The sequence below is a fragment of the Limnohabitans sp. genome (assembly GCF_040400975.1).
Taxonomy (GTDB): domain Bacteria; phylum Pseudomonadota; class Gammaproteobacteria; order Burkholderiales; family Burkholderiaceae_C; genus Limnohabitans_A.
Genome location: NZ_JBBAPF010000009.1, coordinates 54,713 through 70,064, shown reverse-complemented (window position 1 = coordinate 70,064; position 15,352 = coordinate 54,713). Strand labels below are relative to the sequence as shown.

Annotated in this window: 15 protein-coding genes; 8 read left to right on the top strand and 7 right to left on the bottom strand. The window is 61.8% G+C overall.

Features of this window, described 5'->3' with window-relative positions; genetic code table 11:
* Positions 1-2: 2 nt before the first annotated feature.
* From ABWQ00_RS07565 to ABWQ00_RS07550, 4 genes are read right to left on the bottom strand one after another with little or no spacing between them, the layout of a single operon-like run.
* On the bottom strand, positions 3-1,244 hold the full coding sequence (locus tag ABWQ00_RS07565; protein ID WP_353238056.1) for a class I SAM-dependent methyltransferase: 1,242 nt from the start codon (positions 1,242-1,244) through the stop codon (positions 3-5).
* 29 nt (positions 1,245-1,273) lie between these two features.
* Complete coding sequence (locus ABWQ00_RS07560) at positions 1,274-2,065, bottom strand: DUF1365 domain-containing protein (RefSeq protein ID WP_353238055.1); 792 nt, start codon at positions 2,063-2,065, stop codon at positions 1,274-1,276.
* On the bottom strand, positions 2,062-3,381 hold the full coding sequence (locus tag ABWQ00_RS07555; RefSeq protein ID WP_353238093.1) for an NAD(P)/FAD-dependent oxidoreductase: 1,320 nt from the start codon (positions 3,379-3,381) through the stop codon (positions 2,062-2,064). Before ABWQ00_RS07555 ends, ABWQ00_RS07560 begins: the two co-directional genes overlap by 4 nt.
* Positions 3,382-3,401: 20 nt before the next feature.
* Entirely contained in the window at positions 3,402-4,013 is a 612-nt protein-coding gene (locus ABWQ00_RS07550; RefSeq protein ID WP_502908097.1) for a glutathione peroxidase, read from the bottom strand.
* 87 nt (positions 4,014-4,100) lie between these two features.
* Here ABWQ00_RS07550 and ABWQ00_RS07545 point away from each other — a divergent pair, with 87 nt between their 5' ends.
* The gene (locus ABWQ00_RS07545) at positions 4,101-4,328 is read left to right on the top strand and encodes a DUF2256 domain-containing protein (RefSeq protein ID WP_353238054.1); all 228 of its coding nucleotides are present in this window, start codon (positions 4,101-4,103) and stop codon (positions 4,326-4,328) included.
* A complete protein-coding gene (locus ABWQ00_RS07540; RefSeq protein WP_353238053.1) occupies positions 4,325-5,863 on the top strand; it encodes a cryptochrome/photolyase family protein in 1,539 nt (512 codons plus the stop codon). Before ABWQ00_RS07545 ends, ABWQ00_RS07540 begins: the two co-directional genes overlap by 4 nt.
* 3 nt (positions 5,864-5,866) lie before the next feature.
* Here ABWQ00_RS07540 and tgt read toward each other — a convergent pair whose 3' ends face one another.
* Entirely contained in the window at positions 5,867-7,039 is a 1,173-nt protein-coding gene (gene tgt / locus ABWQ00_RS07535) for a tRNA guanosine(34) transglycosylase Tgt (RefSeq protein ID WP_353238052.1), read from the bottom strand.
* Positions 7,040-7,103: 64 nt separating this feature from the next.
* Complete coding sequence (locus ABWQ00_RS07530; RefSeq protein ID WP_353238051.1) at positions 7,104-8,051, bottom strand: LysR family transcriptional regulator; 948 nt, start codon at positions 8,049-8,051, stop codon at positions 7,104-7,106.
* 103 nt (positions 8,052-8,154) lie between these two features.
* On the opposite strand from ABWQ00_RS07530, the gene ABWQ00_RS07525 reads away from it, so the two are divergent.
* Genes ABWQ00_RS07525 through ABWQ00_RS07515 form a run of 3 tightly spaced genes read left to right on the top strand, consistent with a single transcriptional unit; the run spans position 8,155 to position 10,228 of the window.
* Complete coding sequence (locus ABWQ00_RS07525; protein ID WP_353238050.1) at positions 8,155-9,420, top strand: aromatic ring-hydroxylating dioxygenase subunit alpha; 1,266 nt, start codon at positions 8,155-8,157, stop codon at positions 9,418-9,420.
* A gap of 5 nt (positions 9,421-9,425) precedes the next feature.
* Positions 9,426-9,914 carry an aromatic-ring-hydroxylating dioxygenase subunit beta gene (locus ABWQ00_RS07520; RefSeq protein WP_353238049.1) on the top strand — a complete coding sequence of 163 codons (489 nt, stop codon included), beginning with the start codon at positions 9,426-9,428 and terminating at the stop codon, positions 9,912-9,914.
* Complete coding sequence (locus ABWQ00_RS07515; RefSeq protein ID WP_353238048.1) at positions 9,911-10,228, top strand: non-heme iron oxygenase ferredoxin subunit; 318 nt, start codon at positions 9,911-9,913, stop codon at positions 10,226-10,228. The genes ABWQ00_RS07520 and ABWQ00_RS07515 overlap by 4 nt, the downstream gene beginning before the upstream one ends.
* Here the strand turns inward: ABWQ00_RS07515 and queA are convergent.
* Complete coding sequence (queA, locus tag ABWQ00_RS07510; RefSeq protein ID WP_353238047.1) at positions 10,216-11,316, bottom strand: tRNA preQ1(34) S-adenosylmethionine ribosyltransferase-isomerase QueA; 1,101 nt, start codon at positions 11,314-11,316, stop codon at positions 10,216-10,218. The genes ABWQ00_RS07515 and queA overlap by 13 nt on opposite strands.
* Positions 11,317-11,422: 106 nt before the next feature.
* On the opposite strand from queA, the gene recG reads away from it, so the two are divergent.
* Genes recG through ubiA form a run of 3 tightly spaced genes read left to right on the top strand, consistent with a single transcriptional unit; the run spans position 11,423 to position 15,344 of the window.
* Entirely contained in the window at positions 11,423-13,504 is a 2,082-nt protein-coding gene (gene recG / locus ABWQ00_RS07505) for an ATP-dependent DNA helicase RecG (protein WP_353238046.1), read from the top strand.
* A gap of 16 nt (positions 13,505-13,520) precedes the next feature.
* Positions 13,521-14,483, top strand: a complete 963-nt coding sequence (locus ABWQ00_RS07500; RefSeq protein ID WP_353238045.1) for a LysR substrate-binding domain-containing protein — start codon at positions 13,521-13,523, stop codon at positions 14,481-14,483.
* Between the two features lie 9 nt (positions 14,484-14,492).
* A complete protein-coding gene (gene ubiA / locus ABWQ00_RS07495; RefSeq protein ID WP_353238044.1) occupies positions 14,493-15,344 on the top strand; it encodes a 4-hydroxybenzoate octaprenyltransferase in 852 nt (283 codons plus the stop codon).
* Positions 15,345-15,352 lie beyond the last annotated feature (8 nt).

The following is a 15,352-nucleotide window of genomic DNA, read 5'->3' as shown; positions in this document are numbered from 1 at the left end:
CATTACCCGGGTTTGGCCAAGGTGAACTGCACCACGTCGATGTTGGCCTCATCGAATGCAGCTTCGCAGTACGCCAAATAAAAGGACCACAAGCGGATGAAGCGGTCGTCAAATTTCAGGGTCCGCACGGTGTCGAGTTGGGACATGAAACTTTCGCGCCAGCGGCGCAGGGTCTCGGCGTAATCGGGGCCGAAGTTCAGCTCGTCCACCACCTGCAGCCCCGCCGCTTGCGCCTGTTTGCGGAACTCGCTCGGGCTGGGCAAGCAACCCCCCGGAAAGATGTATTGCTGGATGAAGTCGGTCGATTGCAAGTAGCGCTCAAAAAATCGGTCATCGATCGTGATGCTCTGCACGCAGGCACGGCCACCGGGCTTGAGCATTCGGCTGATGGTTTGAAAATAGGTGGGCCAGTACGCTTGGCCGACCGCCTCGATCATCTCGATCGAGCAAACCGCGTCGTAAGGCCCATCTTGGATGTCGCGGTAGTCCTGCAAACGCAAATCGGCGCGTTGCTGCACACCATGCGATTGCATGCGGGCATTGGCAAAAGCCAGCTGCTCAGTGGACAAGGTCACCCCCGTGATGTGCGCGCCAAACTCGGTGGTGGCCGCTTCGGCCAAGGCGCCCCAGCCGCAGCCGATTTCCAGCACACGGTCGCCAGGCTTGGCATTGACCATGCGCAAGGCGCGGTGCACCTTGGCTTTTTGGGCGTCGGCCATGTTTTGGCTGTGGTCGCCTTCGAACCAGGCCGAGGAGTAGTTCATCGTGCCGTCCAGCCACAGCTCGTAAAACGCATTGCCCAAGTCGTAGTGGGCGTGGATGTTTTTGCGGCTGTTGGTGCGGTTGTTGCGGTTGAGCAAGTGCTTGACGCGGTAGAACAAACGCCCTAGCCAGTGGCCATAAATCGCGCTCTCGATGTGGTCGCGGTTGGCAATGGTCAGGCGCAGCAGGGCGGCCAGGTCGGGCGTGGTCCAGTCGCCGGCCATGTAGCCCTCGGCAAAACCAATGTCGCCCGATTTCAGCACCTCGGCGCACATCTCCCAACGGTGGATGTGCAGAGCCGCAAACGGGGCCTCGTGCGTGCCAAAGACCTGAAGATTGCCGTCGGGCGCGTGCACCGTGAGCGTGCCAATCTTCAGGCGCGTCAACAGGCGCAGCAAGCGTGCAGCGGCTTTGGGCAGGCTGGCGTGCGAAATGGTGGCGGTTCGGAGGCCCAAGGCTTGGGCGTGGTCGGCAGTCTTCATGGAGGGTGGCATCCGGTGGGGTCCAGTCTTCAACGGGTCACAAAATCGCGGGGCGGTTCGGGCTTGCGCCAAAACGGTACTTTTTTCAGCCACAGCAAGAGCGCATGCCAGTGGATGCGGGCCACCACGCCAAAGGTCAGCAGCGGAAAGCGCCACATCACGCGTCGCAAAGCGGCTGCAGTGGCGGGCTCGAGCACGCCGCTCCAGCTGGTGTCGATCAAAGGGCCATCTGTATCGCCATGGTCCACACGCGCCACGATGCGGTCTTGTCCGTTGTGCTGTGTGCGCATGAAACGAAAGCGGTACTCGCCTTGCACATCGCAAAAGGGCGAGACGTGAAAAACTTTGTTGGCCAAGATCGTTTGGCCGTATTGCGGCTCGGGCAACAGATAACAGTGGCGTTCACCAAAGGTGTTGTTCACTTCGGCCACGATGGCGGCCAAAGCGCCATCGGCGCGGTGCGCGTACCAAAAGCTCACGGGCTTGAAGGCATGGCCCAGCACGCGGGGAAAAGCCTGTAGCCAAACTTCGCCTGTGGCATCCATGATGCCTTCTTTGGTCAGCAAGGCATCGAGCCAAGCCAAGGCGCCGCCGGTCTCTGCTGGACGCCCATCGCCGTGGTCGGCATCGTGAAAGGCAAACCAGGCGCGGCGGTTGATGGCCAATGCCGTGTGGCAACGACCGGTTTGCACACTGCGCATGGGCAGCATCAAAAACGCGGTGGTGTAGGCGAAAGCGTGGTGAGCCGGGCGGCGGCGCGTGTGGCGCACCTGTCCCCAGCCGATGAGGGCATTGTTGGCCTGGACCGGTGTGGGCGTCATGCGGCCAGTTTGTCCTGAACAGGCCCGGCCTGTTCGTGGATGATTTTGAGCAAGGCGCGACCCACTTGCAGACCCGATTTCAGGCCGTCTTCGTGGAAGCCATAACCCGTCCAGGCGCCGGCATACCAGGTGTGCTGCTGGCCTTGCAACAGGGGCAAGCGCTTTTGTGCCTCGATGGCGGCCAAATCAAACACCGGGTGTGCATAGTCGTATTCGCCCACGATGGTGGACGGGTCGATCGGTTGCACTGGGTTGAGTGAGACCACCACGGGCTGCTCAAACGGGATGCGTTGCAAACGGTTGAGCAAATAGTGCAAACACACCCGAGAGGATTCGCGTTCGCTGCTGGTGGCGCGCTCGTAGTTCCAAGCGGCCCAGGTCTTGGGGTTGGCAGGCAGCACGCTGGCATCGGTGTGCAGTACGGCGCGGTTGTCTTGGTAGCGAATGGCCCCCAGCAGGCTGCGCTCTTCGCCAGATGCCTCACGCAGCAGGCCCAGTGCCTGGTCGGTGTGGGTGGCGATGACCACCTGGTCAAAGCGCTCGGCATGGCCATCGGTGATGACTCGCACGCCATGCGCGTCGCGCTCGATCAGTCGCACGGGCGTATTCAGGCGTTTGTCGTGCACGCCCGCCAAAATTCTCTCGACATAGTTTCGGGCACCGCCCACCACGCTGAACCACTGCGGGCGGTTGGTCACTTGGATCAGGCCGTGGTTGTGGCAGAACCGGATCATGGTCGCCACCGGAAACTGCAGCATTTGATCAGTCGGGCAACTCCAGATGCAGCCCAGCATGGGCAGGAAATACCAATCACGAAACGGCTCGCTGAATTTGTGCGTGCGCAAAAAGTCTGAAAGCGGCTGCTGCAGCTCTTTTTCGCGCTGTTCTTTGGCAATGCGGGTGCACAGAGCGTTGAAGCGCATCACATCCAGCAACATGCGCCAAAAACGCGGGTTGAGCAGGTTGCCGCGCTGCGCGAACACGCTGTTCAGATCGGTGCCGCTCCACTCCAGCGTGCGGCCATTCAGCGCGCCCGGCACTTTGACTGAAAACGACATGTCGGACGGGGCGGTCTCGACCTGCAGCTCGGCAAACAGGTTGATCAGGTTGGGGTAGGTGCGCTCGTTGAACACCAAAAAACCCGTGTCCACGCCATGCGTGACCATGCCTTGCGGCTTGGGCAGCGTGATGTCCACGGTGTGGGTGTGGCCACCGAAATAGTCGCCCGCCTCAAACACAGTGATGTCGGCGTGGTCTTTCAGGGTGTGGGCCACGGCCAGGCCGGAAATGCCCGAGCCCACAATCGCCAATTTCATGCGTGGCTTCGGTGTGGGGTTCATGGCTTGGCTTTCAGGGCTTTATCGATGGCCGATACCAAGGTCCTGCTCTCAGGGCCGGTCATGCTGCTGTACTGGTCAATCACCTTGCCGTCGCGGCCAATCAGGTATTTGTGAAAGTTCCAGCGGGGCTTTTGGCCGGTTTGCGCGGTCAGCTGTTTAAAAAAGGGTGCCGCGCCATCGCCGGTGACCTGGGTTTTGGTGAACATCGGAAACTTCACGCCGAAGGTGCTTTCACAAAAGGCGGCAATCTCTTTGTTGCTGCCTTTTTCTTGTGAAAAATCATTCGACGGAAAGCCCAAAACCACCAAACCTTGGTCTTTGTATTGGGTGTTCAGGTTTTCAAGCCCCTTGTATTGGGAGGTGAAACCGCAAAAACTGGCGGTGTTGACCACCAACACCACTTTGCCCGCGTACTGGCACAGCGATTGGGGCTTTTCGTCTTGGAGCCGGTCAAATGTGTGGTTCAAGATGGCCGGGCACGCGACTTTTTCGGTGCTTGAGGCGGTGTTGGGGCTGGCCAAAGCGGCCTCCATGCCCAGGCCCAGCGCGGCTGCCACCAGCGCCAGCAAGAGGTTGCTGCCCCATTGTTTGACCCATGAGTGATTCATTTGCACTTTTAATTCCATTTTGTGACTGATCAGTTTAAACTTGTTTGGCCTTATTGTCACGCCAGCCTAACGCGATTGGAAAAATGGATGCCCAAACCCTCTGGTTTTAAGGGGAACAAACAGGAGTTGCCGCAAAAACCCTGTGTGGTTTGCGGCCGCGCCATGAGCTGGCGCAAGAGCTGGGCCAAAAACTGGGACCAAGTGCTGTACTGCAGCGACCGCTGCCGGGCCGACAAACCCAAGTCAGCCAACGCGAGTCCTGTTTCATCAACCTCCGCACCTACACCCACTCCGCGCAAGAAAGCCGCCTCATGACACGTCACCTGATCTTGGTATTGGGCGACCAGCTCGGTTGGGACAACCCGGCCTTGACCGACTTTGACCCTGACCAAGACCGCTTGTTGATGATCGAAGCCGACAGCGAAGCGGGCGAAGTCTGGAACCACAAAGCGCGGATTGCCATTTTTTTGTCGGGCATGCGGCACTTTGCCAATGAAGCGCACCGCCGCAAAATGCCCTGTACTTATATGAGGGTCGACGACAAGGCCTTGCCCGCTGACTTTGCCGGTCGCTTGGCCCATGCGCTGCAAGAGCAACGCCCCAAAGCGCTGGTGGTGATGGAGGCAGGGGCTTGGCGCATGGAACGGCTCATCGAAGACGTTGCCGAGCAGGCCCAAGTGCTGTTGCGCTGGGTGGCTGACACGCACTTTTTGTGCAGTCGTGCCCAATTTGCCAAGTGGGCGGGCGACAAGAAAGAGCTGCGCCTAGAGTTCTTTTACCGCGAGATGCGCAAACGCCACGGCATCTTGATGGAGGGCAAAGAGCCGATTGGCGGGCAATGGAATTTTGATGCCGAGAACCGCAAAGGCTTTGGCGCCAAAGGCCCCGGTACGGTGCCGCCGCCGGCCCGCTTTGCGCCCGACCGCGTCACGCAAGATGTGATCGACCTGGTCAACACACGCTTTGCCGAGCACCCCGGGACGCTTGACACTTTTGCTTGGCCCGTCACCCGCGAAGACGCGCTCGTGGCACTGCAGCATTTTGTGGACCAACGCCTTGAGAACTTTGGCGCATGGCAAGACGCCATGTGGACCACGCTGCCCTTTGGCTGGCACGCCCTGGTGGGCAGCAGCCTGAACCTGCACCTGCTCAACCCGCGTGAGGTGGTGGTGGCGGCCGAGCAGGCATACCACGCACGCGGCTTGCCGCTGGCCAGCGTCGAGGGCTTTATTCGCCAAGTGCTGGGCTGGCGTGAGTTCATTCGCGGCGTGTATTGGCTGGACATGCCGCACATGGCCGAGGCCAACCACTACGGCCACACCCGCGATTTGCCCCAGTGGTACTGGACGGGGGACACCCAGATGGCCTGCATGCAAGCCACCATCGGCCAAAGCCTGCAACACGGGTATGCGCACCACATCCAGCGGCTCATGGTCACCGGGCAGTTTGCGGTGCTGGCCGGCTTGTCACCGCAGCAAGTGAGTGCTTGGTACCGCGCCATGTACATTGACGCGGTGGAGTGGGTGGAAACGCCCAACACCCTGGGCATGGCCCTGCACGCCAACGGCGGGCGTTTCACCAGCAAACCCTATGTGGCCAGCGGCCAGTACATCAGCCGCATGAGCAATTACTGCAAAGGCTGCTGTTACCAACCTGAAGTGCGCACGGGCCCCAGTGCCTGCCCCATGACCACGTTGTACTGGGACTTTTTGATTCGCCACGAAAAAGACTTTGCGGGCAACCCGCGCACCGCGCTCATGGTCAAACACGTGGGCAAGATGGGCGAAGACGACAAGGCGCAAATTCGGCAACAAGCCGACGCCACCCGCCAGGGCCTGGATGGGGTGTGAGGCTCAGACCCCCCGCGCCCGATCTGTTTTGAACTGCGCCCGGAACGCTGAAAACTGACCAACCTCGAGCGATGCGCGGACTTCGCTCATCAGGTTCAGGTAGTAGTGCAGGTTGTGGATGGTGGTCAACATGGGGCCGAGCATTTCGCCGCAGCGGTCCAGGTGGTGCATGTAAGCGCGGCTGAACCCATCGCGTCCGCCTTGGTCCCACGACACGCCGGATGCGCCTGCACAAGCATGGCAGGTGCAGCTGGTGTCGAGTGGTTGCGGGTCATTTTTGTGGCGGGCGTTGCGCAGTTTCAGGTCGCCAAAGCGGGTGAACACCGTGCCGTTGCGGGCGTTGCGGGTGGGCATCACGCAGTCGAACATGTCCACCCCATCGGCCACGCCCTGCACCAAATCCTCGGGCGTGCCCACGCCCATCAGGTAGCGCGGTTTGTGCGCAGGCAAGCGGTGCGGCGTGTGGGCCATGATTTGCAGCATCAGGTCTTTGGGCTCGCCCACGCTCACGCCGCCCACCGCGTAACCGGGGAAATCCATCTCGACCAGTGCGTCGAGCGATTCCTGGCGCAGGTTTTCAAACATGCCACCTTGCACGATGCCGAACAGGGCGTTGGGGTTTTCCAGCCGCGCAAACTCGTCTTTGGAGCGCACGGCCCAGCGGCGGCTCATCTCCATCGACTTGCGGGCTTCGGCCTCGGTCGTGAGATGCCCTTTGGTCTCGTAAGGCGTGCACTCGTCGAGCTGCATCACGATGTCCGAGTTCAGGACGGTCTGGATCTGCATGCTCACTTCCGGCGACATGAACAGCTTGTCGCCGTTCACAGGGCTGGCAAAGGTCACGCCCTCTTCGGTGATCTTGCGCATCTCGCCCAGCGACCAGACCTGAAACCCGCCCGAGTCGGTGAGGATCGGTTTGTCCCATTTTTCAAACGGGTGCAGGCCCCCAAAGCCTTTCATGATGTCCAGGCCCGGCCGCATCCACAGGTGAAAGGTGTTGCCCAAAATGATCTGCGCGCCCATTTCGTGCAGGCTGCGGGGCATCACGCCTTTGACGGTGCCGTAGGTTCCGACGGGCATGAAGATGGGCGTTTGCACCACGCCGTGGTTCAGGGTCAATGTGCCGCGGCGGGCATGGCTGGACGGGTCGGTTTTGAGCAGGTCGAATTGGAGCATGTAAGGCCTAAAGCTAAGGCCTGAATTGTAGGAGCTCACCCTGTGAGCGATTCTGCAAAAAAACTCAGGCCATTTGTTCTGCGCTGGCCTTGCTGCCATCACCAAAGCATTGCGCCACCAGCACTCGTAACCACTGGTGCCCCGGGTCTTTGTGCAGGCGGGCGTGCCAAAACTGGTGAATCACGCTGCCTTCCACCGTCAGCGGCAAAGGCCGGGTGGTGAGCGCAAATGGGCGGGTCACGCGCTGTGCAAAGCGCTCGGGTACGGTGGCGATCAGATCGGAATGTCCCAGCACATCGCCCAAGGCCACGTAGTTCGGCACCGTCAGGCGAATGCGTCTTTGCAAGCTCTCTTGCTCCAGCGCTCCGGCAATGGCCTCGTCGATCCGTCCGTGCCCCGTGCCCGCAGCGATCACCCGCACATGCTCGGCAGCGGCAAAGTCGGCGAGTGCCAAGCTGGGCGCATTGGCCAGTGGGTGGCCTTCGCGCATCAGGCAGACATAGGGCTGGCGAAACAGCGCTTGCTGAAAGAAGCCTGCTTGCAACTGCGGCAGCAGGCCCAGCGCCAGGTCAGTGCGGCCCGTGGCCATGTCATCGCCCAGGCTGGCGCTGGTCACCGCCACCACGTTCAGCGTGACGCCGGGTGCGCTTTGGGCCAGTGCGTCCATCAACACAGGCAGGAAATACATCTCGCCCACGTCGGTCATGGCCAAGCTGAAGCGGCGCGCGCTGGTGGTCGGGTCAAAAGAAGCACGCACCTGCAGCGCTTGCTGCAGGCCGTCGAGCGCTGCGGCCACCGGCTCGGCCAGCTGCAAGGCATAGGGCGTGGGCACCATGCCGCCCTGGGTGCGCAAAAACAAGTCGTCGTCCAGACTGGTGCGCAGCCGGCCCAATGCGCTGCTCACGGCGGGCTGGCTCATGCCCAGCACCGTGGCCACCGCCGAGACGCGTTTTTCGCGCAGCAGGTGGTGAAACACCAGCAGCAGGTTCAAGTCGAGGCGGGCGAGGTCCATCTTCGGTGGTATTTGAAATTTGAATAATGATTATCTTTGAAATTCGATTTACGAAATTCAAAGCTTTGCGCATGATCCGCATCAAGAAATTTGAGGGCTCACCATGACCGAACACCCCATCCACTGGGAAACGCCCGGTACCAGCCGCGTCCCGTTTGCCGTGTACACCGACGAGGCGCTGCACAAGAAGGAGCTGGAACGCTTCTTTTACAACAGCCACTGGAGTTATGTAGGCCTGGAGGCCGAAGTGCCCAACCCCGGGGACTTCAAGCGCACCGTGGTGGGCGAGCGTTCGGTCATCATGACGCGGGCCACCGACGGACGAATCCATGTGGTGGAAAACGTCTGCGCCCACCGGGGCATGCAGTTTTGCCGCGAACGCCATGGCAACAAAAAAGAGTTTGTCTGCCCTTATCACCAGTGGAGCTACAGCCTCAAGGGCGATTTGCAGGGCGTGCCGTTTCGGCGCGGGGTGCGCCAAGACGGCAAAGTCAACGGCGGCATGCCCGCCGACTTTGACCCCAAAGACCACGGCCTCACGGCCCTGAAAGTCGCCACCCGGGGTGGTGTGGTGTTCGCGGCGTTTGACCACAACGTGGAGTCGCTCGAAGACTTCATGGGCCCGACCATTCTGAAATACTTTGACCGCCTGTTCAACGGCCGCAAGCTGGTGGTACTGGGCTACAACCGCCAGCGCATCCCGGGCAACTGGAAGCTGATGCAGGAAAACATCAAAGACCCTTATCACCCCGGCTTGCTGCACACCTGGTTTGTGACCTTTGGCCTTTGGCGCGCAGACAACAAGAGCGAGCTGCGCATGGACGCGCACCACCGCCACGCCGCCATGATCTCGACCCGGGGCAGCGCGGGCCAGGCCACGGGCCAGGCCTCGCAGGTCACACAAGTGAGCAGCTTCAAAGAAAGCATGAAGCTGCACGACGCCAGCTTTCTGGACATCGTGCCCGAGGGCTGGTGGCAGATGGAAGACCAGATGCCCACGGCCGTGATGATGACGCTGTTCCCCAGCGTGATTTTTCAGCAGCAGGTCAACAGCGTGTCCACCCGCCACATCCAGCCCGACGGGCATGGCGCGTTTGACTTTGTGTGGACACACTTCGGCTTTGAAGACGACACCCCCGAGATGACCGAGCGCCGCCTTCGCCAGTCCAACCTGTTTGGCCCTGCAGGTTTTGTGAGCGCAGACGACGGCGAGGTGATCGAGTTTTCGCAGCAAGCCTTCGAGACCAAACCCGAGCACCGCATGCTGGTGGAGCTGGGTGGGCGCGATGTGGGCGAGACCGATCACATGGTGACCGAGACCCTGATTCGGGGCATGTACGAATACTGGCGCAAAGTGATGGAGGCATGAACCCCATGAGCACGATCCCCATGGTGAGTTTTGAAACCCACATGGCCCTGGGCCGCCTGTACGCCGATTACGCCCTGGCCGTGGACAGCGGCCAATGGGATTTGTGGCCCGAATTCTTTACCGAGCAATGCGTTTACAAACTCATCCCGCGAGAAAACCATGAGCGCGGCTTTCCGCTGTGCACCTTGTCGTTCACCAGCAAAGGCATGTTGAAAGACCGCGTCTACGGCATTCAGGAAACGCTGTACCACGACCCGTATTACCAACGCCATGTGGTGGGCGCCCCCCTGGTGCGCCGGGTCGAGAACGGCATCATCCACAGCGAAGCCAATTACGCGGTGTTCCGCACCAAGCTGGACAAAGAAAGCACCGTGTTCAATGTGGGGCGCTACATCGACACCATCGTGCCCACCCCAGAGGGCTTGAAGTTCGCCGAGCGCCTGTGCGTGTACGACAGCGAAATGATCCCCAACGCCATCATTTACCCGATATGAGCATGACCCACTGGACTGACGTGGCCGCCGAGGCCGATTTGTTTGAAGGCGCAGGCATCGCCGTCGCCCCCGAGGGCCAAGACATTGCCCTGTTCAGCGTGGAAGGTGAAGTCTTCGCCATCCACAACCTGTGCACCCACGGCAACGCCAAGCTGTGCGACGGATTTGTCGAAGGCGACCATGTGGAATGCCCCTTTCACCAGGCCCAGTTCAGCCTGCGTGACGGCTCGGTGGCCTGTGGCCCCGCCACCGAACCGGCCAAGACTTGGCCGGTCAAGGTGGAGGGTGGGCGGGTGTTTCTTCAGCTGGCCTGAGATGCTGGCGCTGTGCGCGTCAGCAGCATCGAATCCCCGTAGCTGAAAAACCGGTACTTCTGCGCCATCGCGTGCCGGTAAAGGCCCATGATGTGCTCGTAACCCGCAAAGGCGCTCACCAGCATCATCAGCGTGCTTTTGGGCAGGTGGAAGTTGGTGATCAGGCGGTCCACCACTTTGAACTCAAAGCCCGGCGTGATGAAAATCTCGGTGTCGCCGCTGGCCTGGCCAAACTTGGCCCACGACTCCAGCGTGCGCACGGTGGTGGTGCCCACCGCCACCACCTGGCCACCGCGTGCCTTGCAGGCCGCAATGGCTTGCTGCGTGGCTTCGGGCACCTCGTACCACTCGCTGTGCATGGTGTGCTCGGCAATGTTCTCGGTCTTGACCGGCTGGAAGGTGCCCGCGCCGACATGCAGCGTGACGCTGGCGGTCTGCACGCCACGCGCCGCCAGGGCTGACAACACCCCCTCGTCAAAATGCAGCGCCGCCGTGGGCGCCGCCACCGCGCCGGGTGCACGCGCAAACACGGTCTGGTAACGCTGTTGGTCTTCTTCGGTGTCGGCATGGTCACCCGAGCCCGCAGGGCGCTCAATATACGGGGGCAGCGGTACCACGCCGTGCTTTTCCATCAAGGCGTGCGGCTCGTCGCTCAGCTGCAAATGGAAAAGTTGCCCGTTTTCATCGGGCCAGCGGCCCAGCAGCACGGCATCAAAACCACCGTGGCGCGCGCCGCCTGCCAGATGCATCTTGCCGCCCACCAAAGGTTTTTTGCTCACCTTCATGTGCGCCACCACCTGGTGGCCCTGCAGCACGCGCTCGATCAGCAGCTCCAGCTTGCCGCCGCTGGCCTTCTCGCCAAAGATGCGGGCCTTGACCACCTTGGTGTCGTTGAACACCAGCAAGTCGCCCGGGTTGAGCAGGCCCGGCAGATCGCGAAAAATCCGGTCGGTGATCGCCCCGGGCGCGCCGTCCAGTAGGCGCGAGGCGCTGCGCTCGGCAGCAGGGTGTTGGGCAATCAGTTCGGGGGGCAGCTCAAAGTCGAAATCGTTGAGCGTGAAGGCGCGAGGGGAGGCGGAAGAGGACATGGTGCTTGGGCTTGACAGGCCCGTGGAAATGAAAACGGCGATTGTGCCCGAAGCATACGTTTGAAAACCTGCTGCTGCATGGCCCGTGTCACGGCACAATCACGCCATGCCAAACCAGCCCGTTCCAGCGGCCGTCAAAACGCCCGCCAAAACCCTCAGCGCCCCCCAAAAAGCGCTGATCAAGCTGGGCCTGAAGCGCGACATTGATTTGGCGCTGCACCTGCCACTGCGCTACGAGGATGAGACCCGCATCGTCAAATTGCGCGATGCGCGCGAGGGCGACACGGCGCAGATCGAGGCGACGGTGACGGCTTGCGAGATCACGATGCGGCCGCGCCGTCAGCTTTTGGTGACAGTGGACGATGGCTCAGACACCTGCGTGATGCGGTTTTTCAGTTTTTACCCGTCGCACCAAAAGGCGCTGGCGGTGGGCAACCGCATCCGGGCGCGTGGCGAGGTGCGTGGCGGCTTCATGGGCCTGACCATGATGCACCCCACTTTCAAGGCGGCGGGCGGGCATTTGGCCGAGGCGCTGACCCCGGTGTATTCCACGGTGGCCGGGCTGGCGCAGGCGTATTTGCGGCGTGCCGTGATCACGGGCCTGAACCATGCCGACCTGAGCGAAACCATGCCTGCGGGCATCGCTTGGCCCGACCCGCGTGGGGCTTGGTCGCTGCGGGATGCGCTGCGGTTTTTGCACCACCCCACGCCCGATGTGTCGCTGGCCGCCCTAGAGGACCGCAGCCACCCGGCTTGGGTGCGCCTCAAATGTGAGGAGCTGCTGGCGCAACAGTTGTCGCAGCTGACCGCCAAGCGCGAGCGCGATTTGTTGCGGGCCCCGGCTTTGAAGATGAAGCGCGGCGCTTTGCACGACCAGTTGCTCAAAGCCTTGCCATTTGCCTTGACGAATGCCCAGCAGCGCGTGGGCCGCGAAATTGCCCAGGACCTGGCGCGCCATGTGCCCATGCACCGACTGTTGCAAGGCGATGTGGGCGCGGGCAAAACGGTGGTGGCCGCGCTGGCGGCGATGGTGGCGATTGACGCGGGTTGGCAATGCGCTCTGATGGCCCCGACCGAAATTTTGGCCACCCAGCACTTTGCCAAGCTGGTTGGCTGGCTGGAGCCGCTGGGCGTGAAGGTGGCCTGGTTGATAGGCAGCCAAAAGAAGAAAGAGCGCGCCGCCATGCTGGCGCTGATCGAGTCGGGCGAGGCCGCGCTGGTGGTGGGCACGCACGCGGTGATTCAAGAACACGTCAAGTTCAAGAACCTGGGGCTGGCGGTCATTGACGAGCAGCACCGCTTTGGCGTGGCGCAGCGCTTGGCCTTGCGCGGCAAGATGCAGGCCCCCGGCATGGAGCCGCACATGCTGATGATGACGGCCACGCCCATTCCGCGCACGCTGGCCATGAGCTATTACGCCGATCTGGATGTGTCGGTCATTGACGAATTGCCCCCCGGGCGCACGCCCATCGTGACCCGCGTGGTGTCGGACCACCGCCGCCATGAAGTGGTCTCGCGCATTGGGGCGCAGTTGCAAGAGGGGCGGCAGGTGTATTGGGTGTGTCCGTTGATCGAAGAAAGCGAAGCGCTGGACCTGACCAATGCCACGCAAACCCACACCGACCTGAGCGAAGCGCTGCCGGGCGTGATGGTGGGCTTGCTGCATTCGCGCATGCCGGTGGCCGAGAAGAAGGCGGTGATGGATTTGTTCACCAGCGGGCAGATGGGCGTGCTGGTCAGCACCACGGTGATCGAGGTGGGGGTGGATGTGCCCAATGCCTCGCTGATGGTGATCGAGCATGCCGAGCGTTTTGGCCTGAGCCAGCTGCACCAGCTGCGCGGCCGTGTAGGCCGTGGCGCGGCGGCGTCGGCTTGCGTGTTGCTGTACGGCACGCCCGAAGGCGGGCGCCTCAGCGAAACCGCCCGCGAGCGCCTGCGGGCCATGGTGGAGACCAACGATGGCTTCGAGATTGCCCGGCGCGATCTGGAAATTCGCGGGCCGGGCGAGTTTTTGGGGGCGCGCCAGTCGGGCGCGCCTTTGCTGCGCTTTGCCGACTTGGAGACCGACGCGCACTTGCTGGACTGGGCGCGTGCGCTGGCCCCGCTCATGCTGGACCGGCACCCGCAGCTGGCCGAGCGCCACATTGGCCGATGGCTGGGTGGAAAATCCGAGTATCTGAAGGCTTGATGTTCCAATACCGACCATGACCCTGACCGAACTCAAATACATCGTGGCTGTGGCCCGCGAAAAGCACTTTGGCAAGGCGGCCGAGGCGTGCTTCGTGTCGCAGCCCACGCTGTCGCTGGCCATCAAGAAGCTGGAAGAAGAGCTGGAGGTCAAGCTTTTTGAGCGCAGCGCCAGCGAGGTTTCGGTGACGCTGTTGGGTGAAGAGATCGTGCGCCAGGCGCAAAGCGTGCTGGAGCAGGCCTCAGAGATCAAGGAGATCGCCAAGCGGGGCAAAGACCCGCTGGCGGCCACCATGCGGTTGGGCGTGATCTACACGATTGGCCCCTATTTGCTGCCCGATCTGGTGCGGCAGATCATCACCGACATCCCGCAAATGCCGCTGATGTTGCAAGAGAACTTCACCGTGCGGCTGCTCGAGATGCTGCGCACGGGCGAGATCGATTGCGCGATCTTGGCCGAGCCCTTCCCTGAGTCGGGTCTGGCCATTGCGCCGCTTTACGACGAAACCTTCATGGCCGCTTTGCCGCTGAACCACCCCTTGGCCTCACAGCCTTCCATCACGCCCGATCAGCTGAAAAACGAGACCATGCTGCTGCTGGGCACGGGCCATTGCTTCAGAGACCATGTGCTGGAGGTCTGTCCCGAGTTTGCACGCTACGCCAGCCAGACCGATGGCATCCGAAAGACCTTTGAGGGCTCGTCGCTGGAGACCATCAAGCATATGGTGGCGGCGGGCATGGGTGTGACGCTGGTGCCGCGTTTGTCGGTGCCTGACCTCAAGCCGGTGCACAAGCGCTCGGGCGGGCGCCATGACTCGCCTGTGCGTTACTTGCCCATCGTGGACCCTGCGGGCGGCAAGCCGCCCACGCGCCGAGTGGTGCTGGCCTGGCGGCGCAGCTACACCCGCTATGAGGCGATTGCCGCCATGCGCAATGCGATTTATGCCTGCCCCTTGCCTGGTGTGACCCGTTTGTCTTGAGGCCCCCGGGTGACCACAAAGCTCAAGTTGTATCTGGATTTGATCCGCTGGAACCGGCCTGCGGGTTGGCTGCTGTTGCTTTGGCCGTCTTTGGCGGCGCTGTGGGTGGCCGCGGACGGCTTTCCCGGCTGGCACCTGATCGCGGTGTTCACCCTGGGCACCATTTTGATGCGCAGCGCCGGTTGCTGCGTCAACGATGTGGCCGATCGCGACTTTGACAAACACGTCAAGCGCACGGCCAACCGCCCGGTGACCAGTGGGCGCTTGGGTGTGAAAGAGGCGCTCGCCGTGGGCGTGGTGCTGGCGCTGTGTGCGTTTGGCCTGGTGTTGACCACCAATGCGGCCACCATCGCCTGGTCATTTGCGGCGCTGGCGGTGACGCTGGTCTACCCGTATGCCAAGCGTTTTGTGTCCATGCCACAGGCTGTGCTCGGCGTGGCTTTCAGCTTTGGCATCCCGATGGCATTTGCGGCGGTGCAGGGCGAGGTGCCGCTATTGGCTTGGGGTTTGTTGCTTGGCAACCTGTTTTGGGTGTTGGCCTACGACACCGAATACGCGATGGTGGACCGCGACGATGACCTGAACATCGGCATGAAGACCTCGGCCATCACGCTGGGCCGCTGGGATGTGGCGGCCATCATGGGCTTTTATGGGGCGTATTTGGCAATTTGGGCCGCTTTGCTGGAGGCAGCCACGCGCGGTCAGTGGTTCTGGCTGGGCTTGGGGGGTGCTGCCTTGCAGGTGGGCTGGCATTTCGCCCTGATTCGGGGCCGCACCCGCGAGGGTTGCTTCAAAGCTTTCCGACTCAACCATTGGCTCGGGTTCAGTGTGTTCGCGGGTATCGCGCTCTCATATATCTAAGACTGCGC

Bases quoted from the DNA above. Each gene is read 5' to 3' on its own strand.
- ABWQ00_RS07530 (WP_353238051.1), bottom strand. From the start codon at position 8,051: ATGGACCTCGCCCGCCTCGACTTGAACCTGCTGCTGGTGTTTCACCAC.
- recG (WP_353238046.1), top strand. From the start codon at position 11,423: ATGCCAAACCAGCCCGTTCCAGCGGCCGTCAAAACGCCCGCCAAAACC.
- ABWQ00_RS07565 (WP_353238056.1), bottom strand. From the start codon at position 1,244: ATGAAGACTGCCGACCACGCCCAAGCCTTGGGCCTCCGAACCGCCACC.
- ABWQ00_RS07560 (WP_353238055.1), bottom strand. From the start codon at position 2,065: ATGACGCCCACACCGGTCCAGGCCAACAATGCCCTCATCGGCTGGGGA.
- ABWQ00_RS07500 (WP_353238045.1), top strand. From the start codon at position 13,521: ATGACCCTGACCGAACTCAAATACATCGTGGCTGTGGCCCGCGAAAAG.
- ABWQ00_RS07540 (WP_353238053.1), top strand. From the start codon at position 4,325: ATGACACGTCACCTGATCTTGGTATTGGGCGACCAGCTCGGTTGGGAC.
- tgt (WP_353238052.1), bottom strand. From the start codon at position 7,039: ATGCTCCAATTCGACCTGCTCAAAACCGACCCGTCCAGCCATGCCCGC.
- ABWQ00_RS07520 (WP_353238049.1), top strand. From the start codon at position 9,426: ATGAGCACGATCCCCATGGTGAGTTTTGAAACCCACATGGCCCTGGGC.
- ABWQ00_RS07555 (WP_353238093.1), bottom strand. From the start codon at position 3,381: ATGAAATTGGCGATTGTGGGCTCGGGCATTTCCGGCCTGGCCGTGGCC.
- ABWQ00_RS07550 (WP_502908097.1), bottom strand. From the start codon at position 4,013: ATGAATCACTCATGGGTCAAACAATGGGGCAGCAACCTCTTGCTGGCG.
- queA (WP_353238047.1), bottom strand. From the start codon at position 11,316: ATGTCCTCTTCCGCCTCCCCTCGCGCCTTCACGCTCAACGATTTCGAC.
- ABWQ00_RS07545 (WP_353238054.1), top strand. From the start codon at position 4,101: ATGCCCAAACCCTCTGGTTTTAAGGGGAACAAACAGGAGTTGCCGCAA.
- ABWQ00_RS07515 (WP_353238048.1), top strand. From the start codon at position 9,911: ATGAGCATGACCCACTGGACTGACGTGGCCGCCGAGGCCGATTTGTTT.
- ABWQ00_RS07525 (WP_353238050.1), top strand. From the start codon at position 8,155: ATGACCGAACACCCCATCCACTGGGAAACGCCCGGTACCAGCCGCGTC.